Here is a 16,836-nt window from a genome sequence, read left to right as displayed (position 1 = left end):
CGTTTGCACGAAGAGATACGCGTCAGGCGGCGGCGGAGGTAGGCAATCGGCCACCGGTCGCGCGGGCGCGCCGCCGGCGCGCGGGCTCACTTCACGGGAAGGTGGTACGCGATGCGGTAGCGGTCGGCGGGGACCACGATGTCGGCGGTCTCGACCGGGCGGCCCGAGGCGTAGTACGTCCGCGAGACGACGAGGACGACGTGGCCGGGGACGCCGCCGAGCGCCGTCAGCTCCTCCGCCAGGCCGGGGCGGGCGCCGACCTCCTCCGCGACGTTGTCCACCACCACGTCGATGGCCGCCATCCGCTCCACCACGCCGCAGCCGCCCAGCGGGCCCTCCTCGGGGAGCATCACGGGGGTGCGGCCGGTGACGGCGAGGGGCTCCCAGGACGTGGAGAGCATCATGATCTCCCCTCCGTCCCGGAAGACGTACTTGGTGCACATGACGCGCTCGCCGGCGCGGATGCCGAGGCGCTCGGCGATGGCGGCGCTCGCGTCCCTCTGCTCGCTGCGGGACTCCCAGGTGCCGCGCGCGCCGTCGGCGGCCTGCTCCTGGCGGAAGGGGGTGGAACCGCCGTCCACCGCGCGGTAGCCCGTGCGGGCGATCCTGCGGGGGACGGGGCGCTCGCGCACATACGTGCCCGAACCGGAGCGGCCCTCGACCAGGCCCTCGGCCATCAGGACCTTGCGCGCCTCCAGGGCGACCGTGTCGGACACGCCGTACTCCTCGCGGATCCTGGCCTGCGAGGGGAGGCGGGTGTGCGGCGGCAGCGAACCGTCGACGATCTTCTTGCGGAGATCACCCGCGACACGCAGATACGCCGGCTGCTCACCGAAAGTCACTGGCCACTCCCATCAGGTTGACAGACAGCTACAGCCTGGCAACCGTGGGTTGTCGCCCGCAACCCAAGGCCAAGGAATCACTCGAAGTGATGATTTCTGGGCCCGCAGGTCTTTACGCAGGACGCTTGCCCGGATATGCGTCTCGCCCTCGCGGCGGGCCAGGGGTGGGGGACCCTGAGCCGTGCCACGAGGGCGAGCAGGTCATCCGGGGGCGAGGTCACTCAGAACTGCAGGCCCCAGGAGTCGATCTTCCCGGTGTCCTGCGCCGCGTTGTCGCTGACGCGCAGTTTCCACGTGCCGTCGGCCGTCTCCGAGGAGGCGTTCACGGTGTACGTGGTGTTGATGTTGTCCGCACTGCCGCCGGTGCCGTACGCCTTGAGGGTGTAGGCGGTGCCGTCGGGGGCGATCAGCTGGACCTGGAGGTCGCCGATGTAGGTGTGCTGGATGGTCACCGGCACGCTCAGGGCCGCGGGCGCGTTGCCCGCGACGCCGGTCACGGTCACGGGGGACTCGGCCGTGGCGTTGTCCGCGATCGCGTAGTCGGTGTCGTTGGTGAACTTCGGGCCCGGCGGGTTCGTGGTGCCGCCGGTCACGTTCAGCAGGCGGTTGGGCGAGCCGGTCCCGGGGTTCGTGACGACGCCGGTGGAGGCGGCGTTGACCAGCGCGGTGGAGACCTGCGCGGGGGTCGCCGAGGGGTTCTGGCCGACGTAGATCGCCGCCGCGCCCGCCACGTGCGGGGAGGCCATCGACGTACCGGAGATGGTGTTGGTCGCCGAGTCGCCGGTGTTCCACGACGAGGTGATCGAGGAGCCCGGGGCGAAGATGTCGAGGACGCTGCCGTAGTTGGAGTAGCTGGCCCTGGCGTCGGTGTTGGTGGTGGCGCCGACGGTGATGGCCTCCGTCACGCGCGCGGGCGACTTGGTCGAGGCGTCGGTGGACTCGTTGCCCGCCGCGACCGCGTAGGTGATGCCGGACGCGATGGAGTTGCGTACGGCCGTGTCGAGGGCGCTGTCGGCGCCGCCGCCGAGCGACATGTTGGCGACGGCGGGCTTGACGGCGTTCTTGGTCACCCAGTCGATGCCCGCGACCACCTGGGCGGTGGTGCCCGAACCCTGGTTGTTCAGCACGCGGACGCCGACGACCTTGGCCTTCTTCGCGACGCCGTGCAGGGTGCCCGCGACGGTGCCGGCGACGTGCGTGCCGTGGCCGTGGCCGTCCTGCGCGGTGTTGTCGTTGTCGATGGCGTCGTAGCCGTAGGAGGCGCGGCCGCCGAAGTCGCTGTGGGTGATGCGCAGGCCGGTGTCGATGACGTACGCCGTGACGCCCTCGCCCGCGGAGTCCGGGTAGGTGTACTTCTGGTCCAGCGGGAGCGCCTTCTGGTCGATGCGGTCCAGGCCCCAGGAGGGCGGGTTGCTCTGGGTCGCGGAGACAGTGAACGTCCGGTTCTGGACGACGGCGTCGACCGCCGGGTCCGCGGCGAACCTCTTCGCCTCGGCCTCCGTCAGCTCCACCGCGTAGCCGTTGAGCGCCCTGTCGTAGGTGCGCTCGATCTCGGCGCCGTACCGCTTGGCGAGGGTCTTGCCGGCGGCGGAGCGGGCCTTCGGGGCGTCCTTGCCGAGGCTCACGATGTAGCTGTTCTTGATCGTGCCGGGGGCGCCGGCGTTCTCGATCCTGCCTTCGGCGCGGTCCGGCCGGGCGTCGGCGGGGACGGCGGAGACGACGCCGAGGGCGAGGGCCGCGACCGCTGTCGCGCTGATCCCGGCCAGTCTTCGGCGGGCATGACGCATCACTGCCATCTGAGGGGTCCTCCTCAATAGGTGGTGCGCTGGTGGGGGAGGTGGAACGGGTGGTGCCCACACGCGCGGAGGCGTCCATGTGATCGTCAGGGGCATGTCAACACGGGTGTACGCGTATGCCGTCCGACCCCACGGGGCCCGCCTCCGTCGGGACGAAAGATTGGCTGATCCATAGGAAACCCACAAGGCCCTCGACCGGATACGCCCCGCCCGCCGGGCACCTGCCGCCCCTCACCGCCCTCACGCGCCCCACGACTCGCCTGACGCGGCGTCAGGTTTGGCTGGTTCGGGGGTTGTGCGGGTGGTCGGCCCGACGTGGTGGTGGCGCGGGTACGCCCTAGCCTTCGCGCATGACCGTCATGAACCGTGTGGGCCCCGCGTCCGCGCTGCCCGACTGCTTCTGCCCCGTCGACGGGGCCCGCGTCCCCGCCGGCTCGCTCGAATGGGCCTGTCCGCTCTGCCGCGGCCCCCTCGACCTGGACTTCTCCCCCACCCCGGCGCCGCTCACGTCCCTGACCGGCCGCGTCAACTCGCTGTGGCGGTACGCCGAGTGCCTGCCGCTGCCCGTGCCCGCGATCTCCCTCGGCGAGGGCCGTACGCCCTTGGTGGAGCTGACCGGCGGCGTGCGGGCCAAGGTGGACTTCCTGATGCCGACGCTCTCCTTCAAGGACCGGGGCGCGGTCGTGCTCGCCGCCCTCGCGCTTCGCCTCGGCCCCGACCTCGTCATCGCCGACAGCAGCGGCAACGCGGGCACGGCCGTCGCCGCGTACTGCGCGCGGGCCGGGCTGCCCTGCACCGTGTACGTGCCCGCCGGCACGTCGGCCAAGAAGCTGGAGCAGATCGGCGCACACGGGGCGCGGCTCGAAGTGGTCGACGGCGACCGGGAGGCGGCGGCCCGCGCGGCCCGGGCCGCCGCCGACCTGCCCGGCACGTTCTACGCCTCGCACGTCCACAACCCCTACTTCCTCCAGGGCACCAAGACCTACGTCCACGAGCTGTGGGAGGACCTCGGCGGCCGGCTGCCCGACGCCCTCGTGGTGCCCGTCGGCAACGGCACCCTGCTGCTCGGCGCCGCGCTCGCGGTGCGGGAACTGCACGCGGCGGGACTCATCGCGAAGGCTCCGGCGCTGTACGCGGTGCAGTCGGCGGCGGTCGCCCCGCTCGCCACGGCCTGGCGGGCCGGCGCCGACGACCTGGTGGGCGAGACGCCGGCGGCGCCCACCGCGGCGGAGGGCATCGCGATCCCCCGCCCGCCCCGGGCGCGGCAGATCCTGCGGGCCGTACGCGATTCGGGCGGCGCCTTCTTCACCGTGACGGAGGAGCAGGTGGCCGCCGCCCAGCGGGATCTGGCCGCACGCGGCCTGTACGTCGAACCGACCGGCGTCGCCTGCTGGGCCGCCGTCCGGGAAGGGGCGCTCGGCGAGCGGTCGGCGGTGGTCCCGCTGTGCGGCGCGGGAGCGCGGACGGGGCTCGCGGACGCGGCGGTCGCCTGACGCCGGGTACGGGGTGGGCGCGCCGCCGAACGACGCCGGTCCGGGGCGGCGGGCCCTACCATCGGAGTACCGACGCCTGAGCCGACCCACTGGGGTGACCGTGAGCAACTGGGCAGACCTGACGACCGGTAAGCGCCTCAAGCATCTGCGGGGCTCCGACCTGACCCAGCAGGGGCTCGCCGAAGCGGCGGGGCTGTCCCTCGCGTTGGTGCAGAAGGCCGAGCAGGGGCGGGGGGAACTGTCGGTCGGCTCCCTGCTGAAGCTGGCGCACGCGCTCAATACGGACGTCTCCGTCATCCTGGGGCAGCAGGCGCCCCGCCGGGGGATGGCCCAGGGCGACCGTGCCGCCCTGGGCCAGCTGTCCGAGGCCGTGCACGACAGCGCCCTCGGCGAGTGGGAAGGCATTGACGACCCGAGCACCGTCGATAAGCTGGGCGAGGCCCGCGACCGGGCTTGGGCGGCGTACTGGGCGAGTGACACGGCGGCGGTGAGCGGCTACGCCGCGAAGGTCCTGATGGAGGGACAGGTCCGGTACGCCGGCGCCACCGGCCGGGAGCGCGAGCAGCTGGGGACGATCCTGGCGAGCACCTATCGAGTGGCCGCCTCGTGCTCCAACGGGTTCGGGCGGCGCGACCTCGCGTTGAGCGCGCTCACGTCCGCGAAGTCCCTGGCGAAGGGCGTCGACGACCCGGTGATGACGGCGCTGCTCGAATCGACGCTGTCCTGGATCTACCTGCGCGGCGCGAAGTTGCCCCGCGCCGTGGCCGTGGCCGAGCGGGCGGCACTGGCGATCGAGCCGTCCTTCAGCAACGGCTCCCGCCCGCAACTGCTCGCGTACGGGCGGCTGATGATCTCCGCGGCCGTGGCGGCGTCGCGGCGCGAGGACGAGAGCGCGGCCGACGACTACCTCTCCCAGGCGCACGCCGCCGCGGCGAGGCTCGGCCGGGACGAGAAGCTGTACGGCACCAGCTTCGGCCCGACGGCGGCGAGGACGGAGGCCGTCGGCATCCACGTCGCCCTGAGGAACTATGGACGCGCCCTCAAGCTGGCGAGCCACCCCGACATGAAGAAGCTCCCCGAGTCCATGTCGAAGGTGGCCCGCAACCGCTACAAGCTGGACGTCGCGCTCGCGCAGTGCGCCGCGGGGCTCTACGACCAGGCCGCCGACACGCTCATCGAGGTGGGACTCGACGCCCCGGAGTGGGTCAAGCACCAGGCGCTGCCCGGCGTCATCGGCAAGCGCCTCGCCAAGGTCTCCACGGCCCGCGTACGCAGCATCAGCGAACTCATCGGCGTACCCCTGATCACGTAGGCCCTACGAAACGTACGAGCGCGGGCCGGACGACCTCGTTCCGTCCTACTCCCCATCTCTTCACCCTGCGTGAGCGAACCGGCACGATGGGCGCATGGTCAGCACCGAGAACGCACAGGGACGAGGACGGCCCAAGGCCCGGCGGCCGGAAGGCGAGTTGAGACGGCGTCAGGCACTGGCGGACGCGGCGGCGGGGATAGAGCGGTTCCGGTGCGTGATCTATCTGTGCGGCGCGCCCACGACGGACATCACGACGTCGCGTCAGGAGTGCGCGGAGTACGCCGGGATGTTCGGCTGGCACATCACGGAGGTCATCGAGGAACGCGTGGGGCTGCTGCCGCCGCACGGGCGCGACGGGCTGGAGCGGGCCGTCGAGCGGGTGCGCAGCGGCGACGCCGGGGCGGTGCTCACGGCGTGGCGGTCGATGATCTCGTCGGTTCCCCAGGAGTACGACGAGGTGGCGCGCGAGATCGAGCGGGCCGGGGGCTTTCTGCACGTCAAGGGCGCGCCGCGCCGCGAGCGGGGTACGGCGTGACGTTCGCGCCGGCCACCGCGCGGCCGTGGCGGGACGCGTGGCCGCTCGTCGCGCGCACGGACGACGGCAACCGGTGGGTGACCGGCACCTGTTGGCTGTACTGCCGGCGCCAGGGCGTGCGCGTGTTGTGGGTCGGTTCCGTCCGTACGCCCGGCGCGACGGGCGACCTCTACGCGTGCGGTGCCTGTGTCGCGGAACTCGACCACATGGTGCGCGTCCAGTCACACGGCCGGGATCGGATCACCGACCGCGCCGTGTGAGCCGGACACGCCGGGAAGGGCTGTCAGCGGTGCGGTGCGACCAGCACCGCGTGTCCCACCTCGGAGAGCATCGGCAGGTCCGAGACGTCGTCGCCGTAGCCGTAGCAGTCGGCCGGGTCGATGTGCGCGTGCCGGGAGAGCAGTTCGCGCACCAGGCGGCGTTTCTCGTCGCCGATGACCGGGGCGCCGAGGAGGGCGCCGGTGTAGACGCGGCCGCACCGCTCCTGGCGCGCGCACAAGACGTGTTCGGCGCCGACCGCCTCGGCGAGGGGTTCCAGGAGGGGCCGGAACGAGCCGGAGACCAGGGCGATGGTGGCGCCCTCGGCGCGGTGCCGCCGCAGCTCGGCGACGACGCGGCGCACGTAGAAGCCCTCGGCGGCGCTGCGCTCGGCGAACCAGCGGCGGGCCCACTCCTCGACCGCCGCCACGGGCTCGCCCCGCCAGGCCTGGTAGTAGGCGCGGTTGGCCTGTGCCCTCGGCAGGCCCGCCGCCGATCTCGCGAGGAGGTCCTCGCGGAGCCGGGCGGCGCGCAGGGCGCCCTCGGCGCCGTACCGGCCCGTCGCGTAGTAGGCGTGGAAGTCGAAGAGGCTCTTGCAGGTGATCAGCGTCTCGTCGACGTCGGAGAAGACCAGACGGGGGCGTTCAGACCTCGGCATGGGGTACCTCCGGCGCCAGGTCCCGCGCGGTGGCGGTGACTTCGGTGAGTTCCTCGGACAGTTCGGAGAAGACGCTGCGCGCGTAGTCGACCGCCGCCTGCTCCCGGCGCAGCATCCGGTGGCCCGCCACGGTGCGCACGTCGCGGCGGCACCGCTCGACCGCGGCCGGGGCCGTCGGGCCCGAGGGGACGCCGGTGCGGTGCAGCCGCTCCACCGCGCGGGCGAGCAGTCCGACGACGGAGGCCGCGACACGCCGGTTGCGGGCGACGTCCCGCTCGGTCCAGGTGGCGGCGTCGGCGCGCTGGGCGGCGTCCCGCAGCAGCAGGCCCGCGGCCTCGATCTCGTCCGCCGAGAGGGCGAGGACCCGGTGCAGCCGCAGCGCGCCGGCCTCGGGCAGGGTCAGCGCGACGCGCGCCGCCCACCGCGACCACTCCTCAAGGGCGTGGCGCGCGGCGCCCAGCGCGGGGCCGCAGAACAGGAGGCCGCCGCCGAGCTGCGCGGGGACGGTGTGGCACCGGGCACGCCCGGGGCCCGGCGTACCGGCGGTCAGGTCGGCCATCAGGAAGGAGCGGTGCCGGGGCACGGGGACGGACTCGACGACGACGGTCTGGCTGCCGGTGCCGCGCATGCCGTCGGGCCGCCAGGTGTCCAGGACGGTCGCCTGGGTGCGCGGGAGGGCGAACACCCGGCAGTGGCCGCCCGGTTCACCGGCTTCGGTCGGTTCGGTGGAGGTGAGCAGCAGCCAGTCCGCGTAGTCCACGCCGCTCGCGTAGGCCCAGCTGCCGCTCAGCAGCCAGCCGTCCCGGGTGGGCCTGGCCTCGCCCGAGGCGCTCATCACCGCGGTGATCCGCGTGTCGGGCGAGTCGGCCCAGAGGTCGCGCTGGCCGTCGGGGGGCAGGTAGGCGGCGAATCTGCCGTGCGCGGCCCACAGGGCGCCGCACCACGCGGCCGAGGCGCAGCCCGCGCCGACCGTGGCGGCCGCGTCGAGGAGCGCGTCGAAGGTGCCTTCCGTGCCGCCCCAGGCGCGGGGCACGAAGTGCCGGGCGAAGCCGGCGCGGGTCAGCAGCCCCGCGGTCTCCTCGTGCAACCGGTGCTCCCGGTCGGCGTGGTGGGTGTGGACGGCCGCGGACCTGGCGGCGCTCGCGACGGCGGCCGGGGGCAGCGCGAGGCTGCCGGGCCGCTGATGTCCTGCTGGTGAACTCTGTGACGGAAACATCTGTGGCATACACCTCTCGCACCGATTAGAATTCGTTCTTGAACGTATCTTTATGGCCGCCGGTCCCCTCGCCACTCGATCCCAGTGAAGGAGGTGTGCACCTTGCCGAAGCAAGCACGGGCCTTGCGCACATACGACGCCGTCCTGGACGCCGCCGCCTACGAGTTCGCGCGATACGGGTACGCGAACACCAACTTGCAGAAGATCGCCGATCAGATCGGCCTGACCAAGGGCGCCCTCTACGGCCACTTCTCCAACAAGGAGGAGCTGGCCGCCGTGCTCTCCACCCACCTGTCCACCGCGGTCGAACTCCCCCTGGGTGAGGCGAGGGCCGCCACCGGCCCGGCGTTCGACCGACTGCGTACCCTCATGCTCACCCTGGGGGAGCTCTTCCAGGGCGATGTCCGTGCCCGTGCCGCGCTGAGACTGACCCTGGAGACCGCTCAGGCGTCAGGGGTCACCGCCGCCTTGCTGGAGGAGACGCACTTCGTCGTGCGCCGACTGGTGGGCGAGGTGCAGCAGGAGGGTCGCTGGGAGGCCTCGGCGTCCGCCAAGGCCGTGGCCGACCTGCTCGTGGCCGCTTTCTTCGGTGTGTTCTGGATGGGCTCCGCCGGGGACCGGCCGGAGTCGGGCGGCCGGGTGGCCGCCATGTGGAACGTCCTGGCCCAGGCCCTACGGCGCAAAGCCTGTCAGTGAGGCCGGCTCGGGCCAGCGGCCCACCGCCGGCGGGGCGGGGCAGGGCCCCATGCCCGCCCACATCATGTCGGTGCGCGCCAGCAGGGTGTCCCCCTGCAGGGCCGCGACCCGCAGCCGGAAGGGGTCCGTCGCCCCGGCGCCCGGCACGCTCTGCTCGACGACGAGCCGGATCGGCGCGTCCAGCTCGGCGAAGGCCGCGCACTCCACCTGCGAGCCGACCAGCGCGAACACCTGGTCGGGCTCCTCGACCTGTTCGTGCACACAGAGGTGGCCCAGCTGCCGGAAGCCCTCCATCAGGACCATCAGCGGCACATGGTCGGTGGGGTGGTCGAAGAGCACCGCGTGGTCGCGGTCGAGGCGCAGCTGCCAGTCCCCGTCCGGCCAGCAGCGCTCCAGGACGCAGTCCTTCCAGCGCAGCCGGCCCACGCGGCGCGGCGGCACGAGCGGGGTGGCCGAGGTGCTGCGCGCGACGTGGACGGGCGGGGTGTCGCCGCCCCACGCCATGCGGCGCAGCAGCCCGTACCGCCTGTCGTCCAGCACGAAGACCCGCAGGGTGCCGCTGCCGCACTGCACGCCGTCGACCAGCAGCCGTACGTCGATCCTGGCCCCCCGGGGGCGCCCCTCCTCCCAGGTCCACACCACGTCGAGGACCACCGGGACGGGGACGCCGACGATCCGCAGGGCGGCCGGGTCGGTGATGTCGAAGGACAGGTCGCGGCCGACGAAGCGGTGCCCCAGCGGGACCTCGCAGTACTCGTGGGCCACGTAGAGCAGGGCCTGGCGGATGGTCTCGGCGAACAGCATCGGATCGCTGTAGCCCTGCCCGTCAGGGTGGTAGAGCGCGTGGTCGCGCGGCCACTGGGCCGCGACAGAAAAACGGCTGTCGCTTACGCGACAGCCGTCCGTGACGAAGACCTCCGCGATCGAGCTGCGGTGCACCAGCTCGCGCGGGACGGGTCTGAGAAAGGTGAGGCCAGGGACCGTGGGATCCATTGATGAGGCCTCCCCGTTTCTGGAATCATCCATGAGCACGACCGACATCCGAGACAACGCTTCCCCCAAATCAGGACGAACTCTTGCCAGAGAACAGACGTGTGAAGCCTTGCTGCGCGGGAATTAATATACCTGCGGGAAGGTATATTTCAAGGGTTGTCACCACGTGCGGTCATCATCAACCACCCCTGCGTACCCAGCAGTTGTCCGATCCGATCGACTCAGCACGATATGGAAGCCCATGAGCAAACAACGCAAGGCACCGCTGTCGCCCCTCCCGGCCGGCTCCCTCTCCGACGACACCTCGCACCTCAAGCAGGAGCGGGCCATCCACACCCGCAGGACGATCCTCGACGCGGCGGCCTCGGTCTTCGCCGACACCGGCTTCCCCGCCGTCACCATCAAGGACGTCGCCGACAAGGCGGAGCTGACCAAGGGGGCCGTGTACTTCCACTTCGCCAACAAGGAGGCCATCGCCGTCTCCGTGGCGGACGAGTTCTACCGGCGGCTGAACGAGATCATCGCCCCCGTCCTGGACGGCGACCCGTCCTCGCCCCAGACGGTGATGGACGTCCTGATGGCGGTGGCCGGCGGCTTCCGTGACGACGACTACATCAAGGCCGGCTCCCGGCTCCAGATCGAACGCCCCTACATCAAGGGCGACATGCCGGTCCCCTACGTGGGCTTCACCGACCTGCTGACCGAACTCCTGGAGAACTGCGACAAGGCGGGGACGCTGGAGACCGCCGATCCGGCCGCGCTGGCCCGGGTGCTGCGGGCCGCGCTCTTCGGCGCCCAGCACATCTCCTGGGTGCAGGCCAACCGCCAGGACGTCGTCGACCGGGTGCAGGAGATCATCGATGTCTTCCTGACCACCCACCGGGTGGCGTCCTGACCCGTGTGCCGACGAGCGTACGGCTTCCGTGCGCTCACGGCCCGGCGGTCAGTCCAGGAAGGCCGCCTCGATCCAGCGGCGCACCCCGCGCGGCCGCATCCGGTGCAACGCGCCGACCGTGTCCGCCACTTGCGTGGAGCCGCCGACGGCCAGGAACTTCTCGCGCACCATCTCCGAGTGCCGCACCCGCGTGTCGGGACCGGCCGCGCCGACCGGGATGAGACGGCCGCGCGTGACCGTGCGCCCATCGGTCAGCCGTACGGTGACCCGGGCCCCGGTGGCCTTCGTCGAGCGGGAGAAGTCCGCGCCCGCGGCGCCCAGGTCCCCGATGAGGTCCACCAGCGCGTCACCGCCGAAGCCGCGCAGCCACGGGGCGGCCAGCGGGCCAGCCTCGCGCACCGCCTCGCCGAACGGGGCGTCCGACAGGAAGAGTTCGCGGGTCATCTCGGTGTCGTGCTCCAGGCGCACCCGGCGGGCCAGCGCCCAGCGGTCGGGGTCGTCCAGCCGCGGCGAGGAGAAGTCGTCCACCGAGAACTCCCCGGTCAGCAGCGTGGTGGCGACCGGATAGGGCACGTCGAGGACGAGGGCGCCGAGCGGGGACGCCGGCCCGTTGACGTACTGGGCGGCGCGCTCCCCCGCGAACAGCGTGTACAGCGACGCCTCCACGACGATCTCCGCCACGTCCTGCGGGCGTAGGGCACCCAGCTCCCGGTGTATCTCCATCGCGCAGTCCACGGCGGCGTCGATGCCGGGGCCGCCCGGGTGCATCTTGAACGACAGGGTGTCGGTGTGCCAGCGGCTGCCCAGCCCCTTGGCGACGGCCTGGGGCAGCGGCACGGTGGCGAAGCGGGCCAGGAAGCCGTCCTGGTGCTCGATGATGTCGGGGGCGCCGCGCAGCCCGGCGGCGGCCGCGTCACAGGCGTCCATGGCGGTGCGTACGGGCGTGAAGGTGTTGAACAGCCGGGCGTCGCTGGCCAGGAAGGCGCGCATCAGCGGCCAGTTGGGCATGGCGAAGGCCAGGCCGAAGGCGTCCTCCCACTGCGAGGCGGGGGCCCGGTCGCAGTGCAGCCGGCCGGCGACCGCGCCCGCCAGGTGGGTGTGCACGGCGCTCTGCCCGCGCAGCGGACCGAGGGTCGCGGAGGCGGTGATGCGGGCCGCGCACTCGTTGGCCGCGACGACGGCGGTCAGCAGGGAGAGCCCGTCGAGCTTGCGGGCGTAGGCGAAGGCGAGGGGCACCGCGACGGTCGAGTTGGACAGATGACCGGCGTACGCGGTGTCGTCGAGGTTGAGCCAGGAGCCGAGGGCGGCGAAGACGCCCGCCGCGGCACGCGGATCGCGCTGCATGGGATGGCCGAACGCGGCCACGAGCTTGCGGCCCAGCGGATGGGCGAGGCCCGCCCTGATGGAGGCGACCTGCGACAGGACCTGGCTCGCGGCGAGCTTCAGGACCCGGCAGGGCACGTCCTGGGGGCGCAGTCGCGCGGCCCACCGGGAGAGTTCGCGCAGCGGGGTGTCCGTGGCGGCGCGGGCCGCCGAGGGCCGGGGCCGCTCCCACTCCTCGCACAGTGTCCGGGCCACCCGTTCGGCGAGGACTGCCGACATGTGACGCACCGTGCCTTTCCTGTGCGGGCCCGGACGGCGGGGCCGCCGGGCCGGTGAGTGCCGCGGCGGCGGTACGCCGATGACGTACCGCCGCCGCGGGGGTGATCAGGCCGCGGGGACCTTGTCGAGGAAGCCGTAGACGCCCTTGATGCGGCCGTCCTCGGCGGTGACCGCGACGTCGAAGCCGATGGCGATCGGCTCGGCGCCGGGCTCGGTCACCAGGCCCCACTGGAAGCGGGCGAGGTTGTGGTGGGTGTCGACGGTGCCGATCAGCTCGAAGCCGAGGCCCTTGAACTGGTCACGGGCGCCGGCGATGACCGCGCCGATGCCCTCGTGGCCCTCGACGGCCGCCATCGGGTCGATGTACGGGGCGTCCGCCGTGAACAGCTCGGCGATCGCCGCGGCGCGCTTGTCGGCGTCCGCCTCGTTCCAGATGGCCAGGTAGCGGGTGACGGTGTTGCTGAGGTCGCTCATGAGGACTCCTTGGAGAGAGAAAGCAGTCAGGTCGGTAAGGGACTTGAGGAAAAGGGGGCCGGGCGTTCGGTCAGAGGTCGTCCTGCGCCGACGCCCAGGCGGCGAGCGCTCCGGGGAGCACCTCGAAGGTGGCCGAGGCGCCGATCCCGTGCTGGTACTCGCCGTCGTGCTCCAGAGGCAGCCGTCCGCCGTCGGTGCGCTCGACGGTGATCGTGCGGCCGCGTGCGTACACGGTCGCCGGATGCGCCATGTGCGCCGCCTCCAGGGTCAGTCCGGGCACCTCGGAGGCGGCGACGCCGTCACCGATGACACAGACGTCGAGCAGTCCGTCGTCGAGCACCGAGTCGGGCAGGACCAGGAACCGGCCGCCGCGGTAGCGGCCGCCCCCGACGTTGGCGAGGACGGTCGGGCCCTCGTGGACCACCTTCCCGTCCACCACGACCCGGCCCGGGTAGGGGACGTAGGCCTCGGCCGTCTCGGCGAACGCGCGGGCGTACAGCTCGCGGCCGCTGAGCGCGATGCCCTTCGCGGTGATCAGCGCGTCGGCGATCACCCCGGTGCAGGCACCCAGGCAGACGCAGTTGCCGGTCTCGGCGAGCCGCGCCAGGTCCAGGTGGCGCAGCCGGGCGCTGCCGCCCGGCCCGGAGTCGGCGAAGACCGCCTTCAGGGACTCGGTCCAGGGCTGCTCGCCCCAGAGCATCTTGTACCCGGAGTTCCCGGTGCCGCCGGGCACCACCATGAGCGCGGCGCGCCCGGCGGATCCGGCGAGGCCCTGCACCACCTCGCGGACCGTGCCGTCGCCTCCGATGGCCACGACGAGGTCCGGCGCCCCCTCGGTCCGCTCCAGGGCGCGGCGCACGAAGGCGGTCGCGTCCCCGGGGGCGGTGGTGAGGTGCCGTTCGGTGTGGGACAGGTGGGCGGAGCACAGTTCCTCGACGTCACGCACCAGTTCGGGGCTGTGGCTGCCGGATGCGGGGTTGGCTATGACCAGGGCCCTGGTGGGGCCCGCGGCGTCGCTGCTGTCGGCCATGACGGGCGTACTCCTTGATCTGGTAGCACCTGCGAACGACTCTTTCACCGGGCGCTGACACGGATCTGACGTCCGCCTGACGTCGGCCGGGTGGTCCTACCAGGTCACGAGCAGGGAGTTCAGCCCGTAGTTGATGGTGTTCTCGCGGAAGGAGACCGCGCCGGGCACGTCCGCGACGCGCAGGCCGGGGAAGCGGCCCACCAGGGCCCGCAGGGCGACCTCCAGCTCCATACGGGCCAGGGAGGCGCCCGGGCACAGGTGCGGGCCGTGGCCGAAGGCGATGTGCCGGCTCGCGTCGCGCGTCAGGTCGAGGCGGTCGCCGCCCGGGAAGACCGTCTCGTCGTGGTTGGCGCCGGGGTAGGCGAGGATCACGCCGTCGCCCGCCGCGATGTGCGCGCCGCCGATCTCCGCGTCGGCGACGGCGACGCGGACCTGGTTGTCCTGGGTGATGGACCAGTAGCGCAGCAGCTCCTCGACGGCCGGGGCGAACCGCGACGGGTCGCCGCGCAGCTGCTCCAGCTGCGCCGGCTCGCGCAGCAGGCTCAGCACGCTGAGGCTGAGCTGGTGGGCCGTCGTCTCGTGGCCGGCCACGAGGAAGAGCCGCGCCATGGCCACCAGGTCGTCGTGGGACAGCTCGCCCGTCGCGACGTACTGCGTGGCGAGGCGGCTGAGCAGGTCCTCCTGCGGCTCGCGGCCCTTGCGCCGGATCAGTTCGTCCAGGTAGCCCGTCATCTCCACGAAGGCCGCGTAGATCTCCTCGGGGGTGGCGTCCTGGGAGAGCACGGCCTGGCTCAACTCGGTGAAGTCGCACTCGTCGGCCTCCGGGACGCCCAGCATGCGGGCGATCACCAGGGAGGGCAGCCGTACGGAGAAGCGCGCCACCAGGTCGACCGGGCGCGGCCCCCGCTCCAGCTCGTCGACGAGGCGCTCCACCAGCAGCTCCACGGAGGGCCGCAGGGCCCGGGTGCGGCGGGCGGTGAACTCCGTCATCGCCATGCGGCGCAGCCGTCCGTGCTCCGGGCCGTCCATGCGCGTGAACGACATCACCCGGGGCGCGGGCGGCAGTTGTATACGTACGGGGAAGCCGGGCAGCGTGTCGTCCGAGCTGAAACGCGTGTCGGCCAAAATGGCGCGAACGTCCGCGTAGCGCGTGACCAGCCAGGCCTCTCCTGTCCTGATCCGCACCTTGACGGGTGCGCCCCTACGGAGTTCGGCGTAGGCGTCCGGCGGCGCATACGGGCAGGTACGCGGCATGGGCCAGGTGGCGATACGCTCGTGGACCTCGGATATGACAGGTGTGACCGCCATGAATTCCCCCCCTGGGTTGTGGCTGATTCCTTTCCGTCATGTTGGCCGAAACCCCTGATGCTCCCCTGACGTTGGACTGACCCTCCCGGGGCCTTGGCGACGTCCGTGTACACCGCCTCTGACCTGCACGGGAAACATGCCTGTAACACGTATCGGCGGCCGGTCGCGGGCATGCGAACGGCGGGTGCCCCGGAGCCAGAAGCTCCGGGGCACCCGCCGTGGGTACCGCCCGTTTCCGGGCGCGCGGTCAGACCTTTTCGGCCTTGCGCGGAAGGAACTGCACCAGGACCGCGACCAGGACGCAGACGCCGGCCTGGGCGTACAGGCTGAGCCCGAACCCGTCGGTGTAGCCCTGCGCCGAGGGGTGTTCGCCCACCTGGTCGAAGAAGATCACGCCGATCACCGCGATGCCCAGGGCGTTGCCCATCTCCTGCCCGGTGGAGAACACCCCGGAGGCGGCCGCCGCATGCCCGGGCGCCACGCCTTCGAGGACCAGCGAGGTGAGCGGGGCGACGACGAGGCCCATGCCGAAGCCGCAGACCACCATCGCCGGCACGCACCAGCCGACCGAGCCCGTGGTGCCGAGCTGGGCGGCCGTCTGCGCGAAGGCGATGTCACCCGCGGCCACGACCAGCGCGCCCAGCGCGAGCGCCTGCCGCCCCAGCTTGGCGGCGAACTTGGGCGCCATCGCCGAGGCCACGAAGAACCCGAGGCCCAGCGGCACGAAGAGCAGACCCGACTCCAGCGCCGAGGTGCCGCGCCCCTGCTGGAGGTAGAGCGCGAGGACCAGGAAGAAGGACGCCATCACCGAGAAGTACACGAGGATGGTGACGGACCCGACGGTGAACGCGCGGTCCCGGAACAGGGACGGGTTGACCAGCGGCGACTTGGCGCCCGCCGCGAGCCTGCGCTGGCTGACCCAGAACGCGGCCAGCAGCGGTACGGCCGCCGCCATGCACAGCCACGTCCAGGCCGGCCAGCCCTCCTCGCGGCCGATGACCAGCGGCAGCACGACCGCGGTGAGTCCGGCCGTGACCAGCAGGACACCGACCAGGTCGATCCCGGTACGGCCCTCGGACTTCGACTCCGGCACCAGCTTCGGGGTGAGGACGAGGACGAGTACGCCGATCGGCACGTTGATCAGGAAGATGGTCCGCCAGTCCCAACCGAACACGTCGGCCTTGATGAGCAGACCGCCGATCAGCTGCCCGAAGACGGCCGCCGCGCCGAGCGCGATGCCGTACGCGTTGAACGCGACGGCCCGGTGCTTGCCCGCGTAGGTGGTCGTCAGGATGCCGAGCACCTGCGGGATGACCAGGGCGGCGGCGGCGCCCTGGACGCCGCGGGCGACGATCAGCTCCGCCATGTTCTGGGCGATGCCGCAGGCGAACGAGGCGAGGGTGAAGACCGCCACGCCGACCGAGTAGACCCGGCGCCTTCCGTAGATGTCGCCCAGCCGGCCGCCGGTGATCAGCAGCGCGGACAGGCCGATGGTGAACGTGACGGCGATGAGCTGGATGTCCGCCGCCGTGGCGTGCATGTTCGCCTGGAGCGAGGGGATCGCCACGTTGACGATGAAGAAGTCGAGGTTCGTGACGAAGAGGCCGGCCAGGACGACCAGGAGCGCCCCATAGGAGGGCTTGGCCGCCGTGGCCTCGCCCGGCGGCGCTGCCTCTGGCGCGAGGGGTGGGGCCTGCGCGCCCGTGATTTCCGCTTCGGTGGTCATGA

At 72.3% G+C, this 16,836-nt stretch carries 16 protein-coding genes; 6 read left to right on the top strand and 10 right to left on the bottom strand.

Translation table 11 applies throughout. The features are described from left to right. Positions 1-86: 86 nt before the first annotated feature. Entirely contained in the window at positions 87-842 is a 756-nt protein-coding gene (locus tag ACZ5GP_RS22750; protein ID WP_468752587.1) for a GntR family transcriptional regulator, read from the bottom strand. A 221-nt stretch (positions 843-1,063) separates the two neighbouring features. Further along, a complete protein-coding gene (locus ACZ5GP_RS22745) occupies positions 1,064-2,638 on the bottom strand; it encodes a S8 family peptidase (RefSeq protein WP_468752586.1) in 1,575 nt (524 codons plus the stop codon). Positions 2,639-2,988: 350 nt separating this feature from the next. On the opposite strand from ACZ5GP_RS22745, the gene ACZ5GP_RS22740 reads away from it, so the two are divergent. The 4 genes from ACZ5GP_RS22740 (at position 2,989) to ACZ5GP_RS22725 (ending at position 6,238) form a co-directional block, all read left to right on the top strand. Beyond that, positions 2,989-4,131, top strand: a complete 1,143-nt coding sequence (locus ACZ5GP_RS22740) for a threonine synthase (protein WP_468752585.1) — start codon at positions 2,989-2,991, stop codon at positions 4,129-4,131. 100 nt (positions 4,132-4,231) lie between these two features. Next, positions 4,232-5,443 carry a helix-turn-helix domain-containing protein gene (locus tag ACZ5GP_RS22735; protein WP_468752584.1) on the top strand — a complete coding sequence of 404 codons (1,212 nt, stop codon included), beginning with the start codon at positions 4,232-4,234 and terminating at the stop codon, positions 5,441-5,443. A 94-nt stretch (positions 5,444-5,537) separates the two neighbouring features. Continuing rightward, positions 5,538-5,978: a hypothetical protein gene (locus ACZ5GP_RS22730; protein WP_468752583.1), complete on the top strand. Its 441-nt coding sequence runs from the start codon at positions 5,538-5,540 to the stop codon at positions 5,976-5,978. Next, on the top strand, positions 5,975-6,238 hold the full coding sequence (locus ACZ5GP_RS22725; protein WP_468752582.1) for a hypothetical protein: 264 nt from the start codon (positions 5,975-5,977) through the stop codon (positions 6,236-6,238). The genes ACZ5GP_RS22730 and ACZ5GP_RS22725 overlap by 4 nt, the downstream gene beginning before the upstream one ends. A 23-nt stretch (positions 6,239-6,261) precedes the next feature. Here ACZ5GP_RS22725 and ACZ5GP_RS22720 read toward each other — a convergent pair whose 3' ends face one another. Then, the gene (locus ACZ5GP_RS22720; RefSeq protein WP_468752581.1) at positions 6,262-6,894 is read right to left on the bottom strand and encodes an HAD family hydrolase; all 633 of its coding nucleotides are present in this window, start codon (positions 6,892-6,894) and stop codon (positions 6,262-6,264) included. Next, positions 6,881-8,110, bottom strand: a complete 1,230-nt coding sequence (locus ACZ5GP_RS22715; RefSeq protein WP_468752580.1) for an acyl-CoA dehydrogenase family protein — start codon at positions 8,108-8,110, stop codon at positions 6,881-6,883. Before ACZ5GP_RS22715 ends, ACZ5GP_RS22720 begins: the two co-directional genes overlap by 14 nt. Positions 8,111-8,203: 93 nt before the next feature. Here ACZ5GP_RS22715 and ACZ5GP_RS22710 point away from each other — a divergent pair, with 93 nt between their 5' ends. Then, on the top strand, positions 8,204-8,806 hold the full coding sequence (locus ACZ5GP_RS22710) for a TetR family transcriptional regulator (protein ID WP_468752579.1): 603 nt from the start codon (positions 8,204-8,206) through the stop codon (positions 8,804-8,806). Here ACZ5GP_RS22710 and ACZ5GP_RS22705 read toward each other — a convergent pair. After that, the gene (locus ACZ5GP_RS22705) at positions 8,783-9,799 is read right to left on the bottom strand and encodes a ScbA/BarX family gamma-butyrolactone biosynthesis protein (RefSeq protein WP_468752578.1); all 1,017 of its coding nucleotides are present in this window, start codon (positions 9,797-9,799) and stop codon (positions 8,783-8,785) included. The genes ACZ5GP_RS22710 and ACZ5GP_RS22705 overlap by 24 nt on opposite strands. Before the next feature lie 241 nt (positions 9,800-10,040). Between ACZ5GP_RS22705 and ACZ5GP_RS22700 the strand changes: the two genes are divergently transcribed. Further along, positions 10,041-10,694 carry a ScbR family autoregulator-binding transcription factor gene (locus ACZ5GP_RS22700; protein ID WP_468752577.1) on the top strand — a complete coding sequence of 218 codons (654 nt, stop codon included), beginning with the start codon at positions 10,041-10,043 and terminating at the stop codon, positions 10,692-10,694. 48 nt (positions 10,695-10,742) lie between these two features. On the opposite strand, the gene ACZ5GP_RS22695 is transcribed toward ACZ5GP_RS22700, so the two are convergent. The 5 genes from ACZ5GP_RS22695 to ACZ5GP_RS22675 all read right to left on the bottom strand — a co-directional run bounded on the left by ACZ5GP_RS22695 (position 10,743) and on the right by ACZ5GP_RS22675 (position 16,834). After that, entirely contained in the window at positions 10,743-12,296 is a 1,554-nt protein-coding gene (locus ACZ5GP_RS22695) for an MmgE/PrpD family protein (protein ID WP_468752576.1), read from the bottom strand. A 105-nt stretch (positions 12,297-12,401) separates the two neighbouring features. Further along, positions 12,402-12,770: a nuclear transport factor 2 family protein gene (locus ACZ5GP_RS22690; RefSeq protein WP_468752575.1), complete on the bottom strand. Its 369-nt coding sequence runs from the start codon at positions 12,768-12,770 to the stop codon at positions 12,402-12,404. Positions 12,771-12,840: 70 nt separating this feature from the next. Further along, positions 12,841-13,800, bottom strand: a complete 960-nt coding sequence (locus tag ACZ5GP_RS22685; protein WP_468752574.1) for a diacylglycerol/lipid kinase family protein — start codon at positions 13,798-13,800, stop codon at positions 12,841-12,843. 96 nt (positions 13,801-13,896) lie between these two features. After that, the gene (locus tag ACZ5GP_RS22680) at positions 13,897-15,108 is read right to left on the bottom strand and encodes a cytochrome P450 (protein ID WP_468752573.1); all 1,212 of its coding nucleotides are present in this window, start codon (positions 15,106-15,108) and stop codon (positions 13,897-13,899) included. A 247-nt stretch (positions 15,109-15,355) separates the two neighbouring features. Then, complete coding sequence (locus ACZ5GP_RS22675) at positions 15,356-16,834, bottom strand: MFS transporter (protein WP_468752572.1); 1,479 nt, start codon at positions 16,832-16,834, stop codon at positions 15,356-15,358. Positions 16,835-16,836 lie beyond the last annotated feature (2 nt).

This window comes from Streptomyces sp. NPDC031466 (genome assembly GCF_055581265.1).
This window is presented reverse-complemented; position numbering and strand designations above follow the sequence as displayed.

Excerpts from the sequence above, each read along its gene's own strand:
- ACZ5GP_RS22700 (WP_468752577.1), top strand. The coding sequence starts at position 10,041 with ATGAGCAAACAACGCAAGGCACCGCTGTCGCCCCTCCCGGCCGGCTCC.
- ACZ5GP_RS22695 (WP_468752576.1), bottom strand. The coding sequence starts at position 12,296 with ATGTCGGCAGTCCTCGCCGAACGGGTGGCCCGGACACTGTGCGAGGAG.
- ACZ5GP_RS22685 (WP_468752574.1), bottom strand. The coding sequence starts at position 13,800 with ATGGCCGACAGCAGCGACGCCGCGGGCCCCACCAGGGCCCTGGTCATA.
- ACZ5GP_RS22705 (WP_468752578.1), bottom strand. The coding sequence starts at position 9,799 with ATGGATCCCACGGTCCCTGGCCTCACCTTTCTCAGACCCGTCCCGCGC.
- ACZ5GP_RS22715 (WP_468752580.1), bottom strand. The coding sequence starts at position 8,110 with ATGTTTCCGTCACAGAGTTCACCAGCAGGACATCAGCGGCCCGGCAGC.
- ACZ5GP_RS22730 (WP_468752583.1), top strand. The coding sequence starts at position 5,538 with ATGGTCAGCACCGAGAACGCACAGGGACGAGGACGGCCCAAGGCCCGG.
- ACZ5GP_RS22740 (WP_468752585.1), top strand. The coding sequence starts at position 2,989 with ATGACCGTCATGAACCGTGTGGGCCCCGCGTCCGCGCTGCCCGACTGC.
- ACZ5GP_RS22675 (WP_468752572.1), bottom strand. The coding sequence starts at position 16,834 with ATGACCACCGAAGCGGAAATCACGGGCGCGCAGGCCCCACCCCTCGCG.
- ACZ5GP_RS22690 (WP_468752575.1), bottom strand. The coding sequence starts at position 12,770 with ATGAGCGACCTCAGCAACACCGTCACCCGCTACCTGGCCATCTGGAAC.
- ACZ5GP_RS22720 (WP_468752581.1), bottom strand. The coding sequence starts at position 6,894 with ATGCCGAGGTCTGAACGCCCCCGTCTGGTCTTCTCCGACGTCGACGAG.
- ACZ5GP_RS22745 (WP_468752586.1), bottom strand. The coding sequence starts at position 2,638 with ATGGCAGTGATGCGTCATGCCCGCCGAAGACTGGCCGGGATCAGCGCG.
- ACZ5GP_RS22680 (WP_468752573.1), bottom strand. The coding sequence starts at position 15,108 with ATGGCGGTCACACCTGTCATATCCGAGGTCCACGAGCGTATCGCCACC.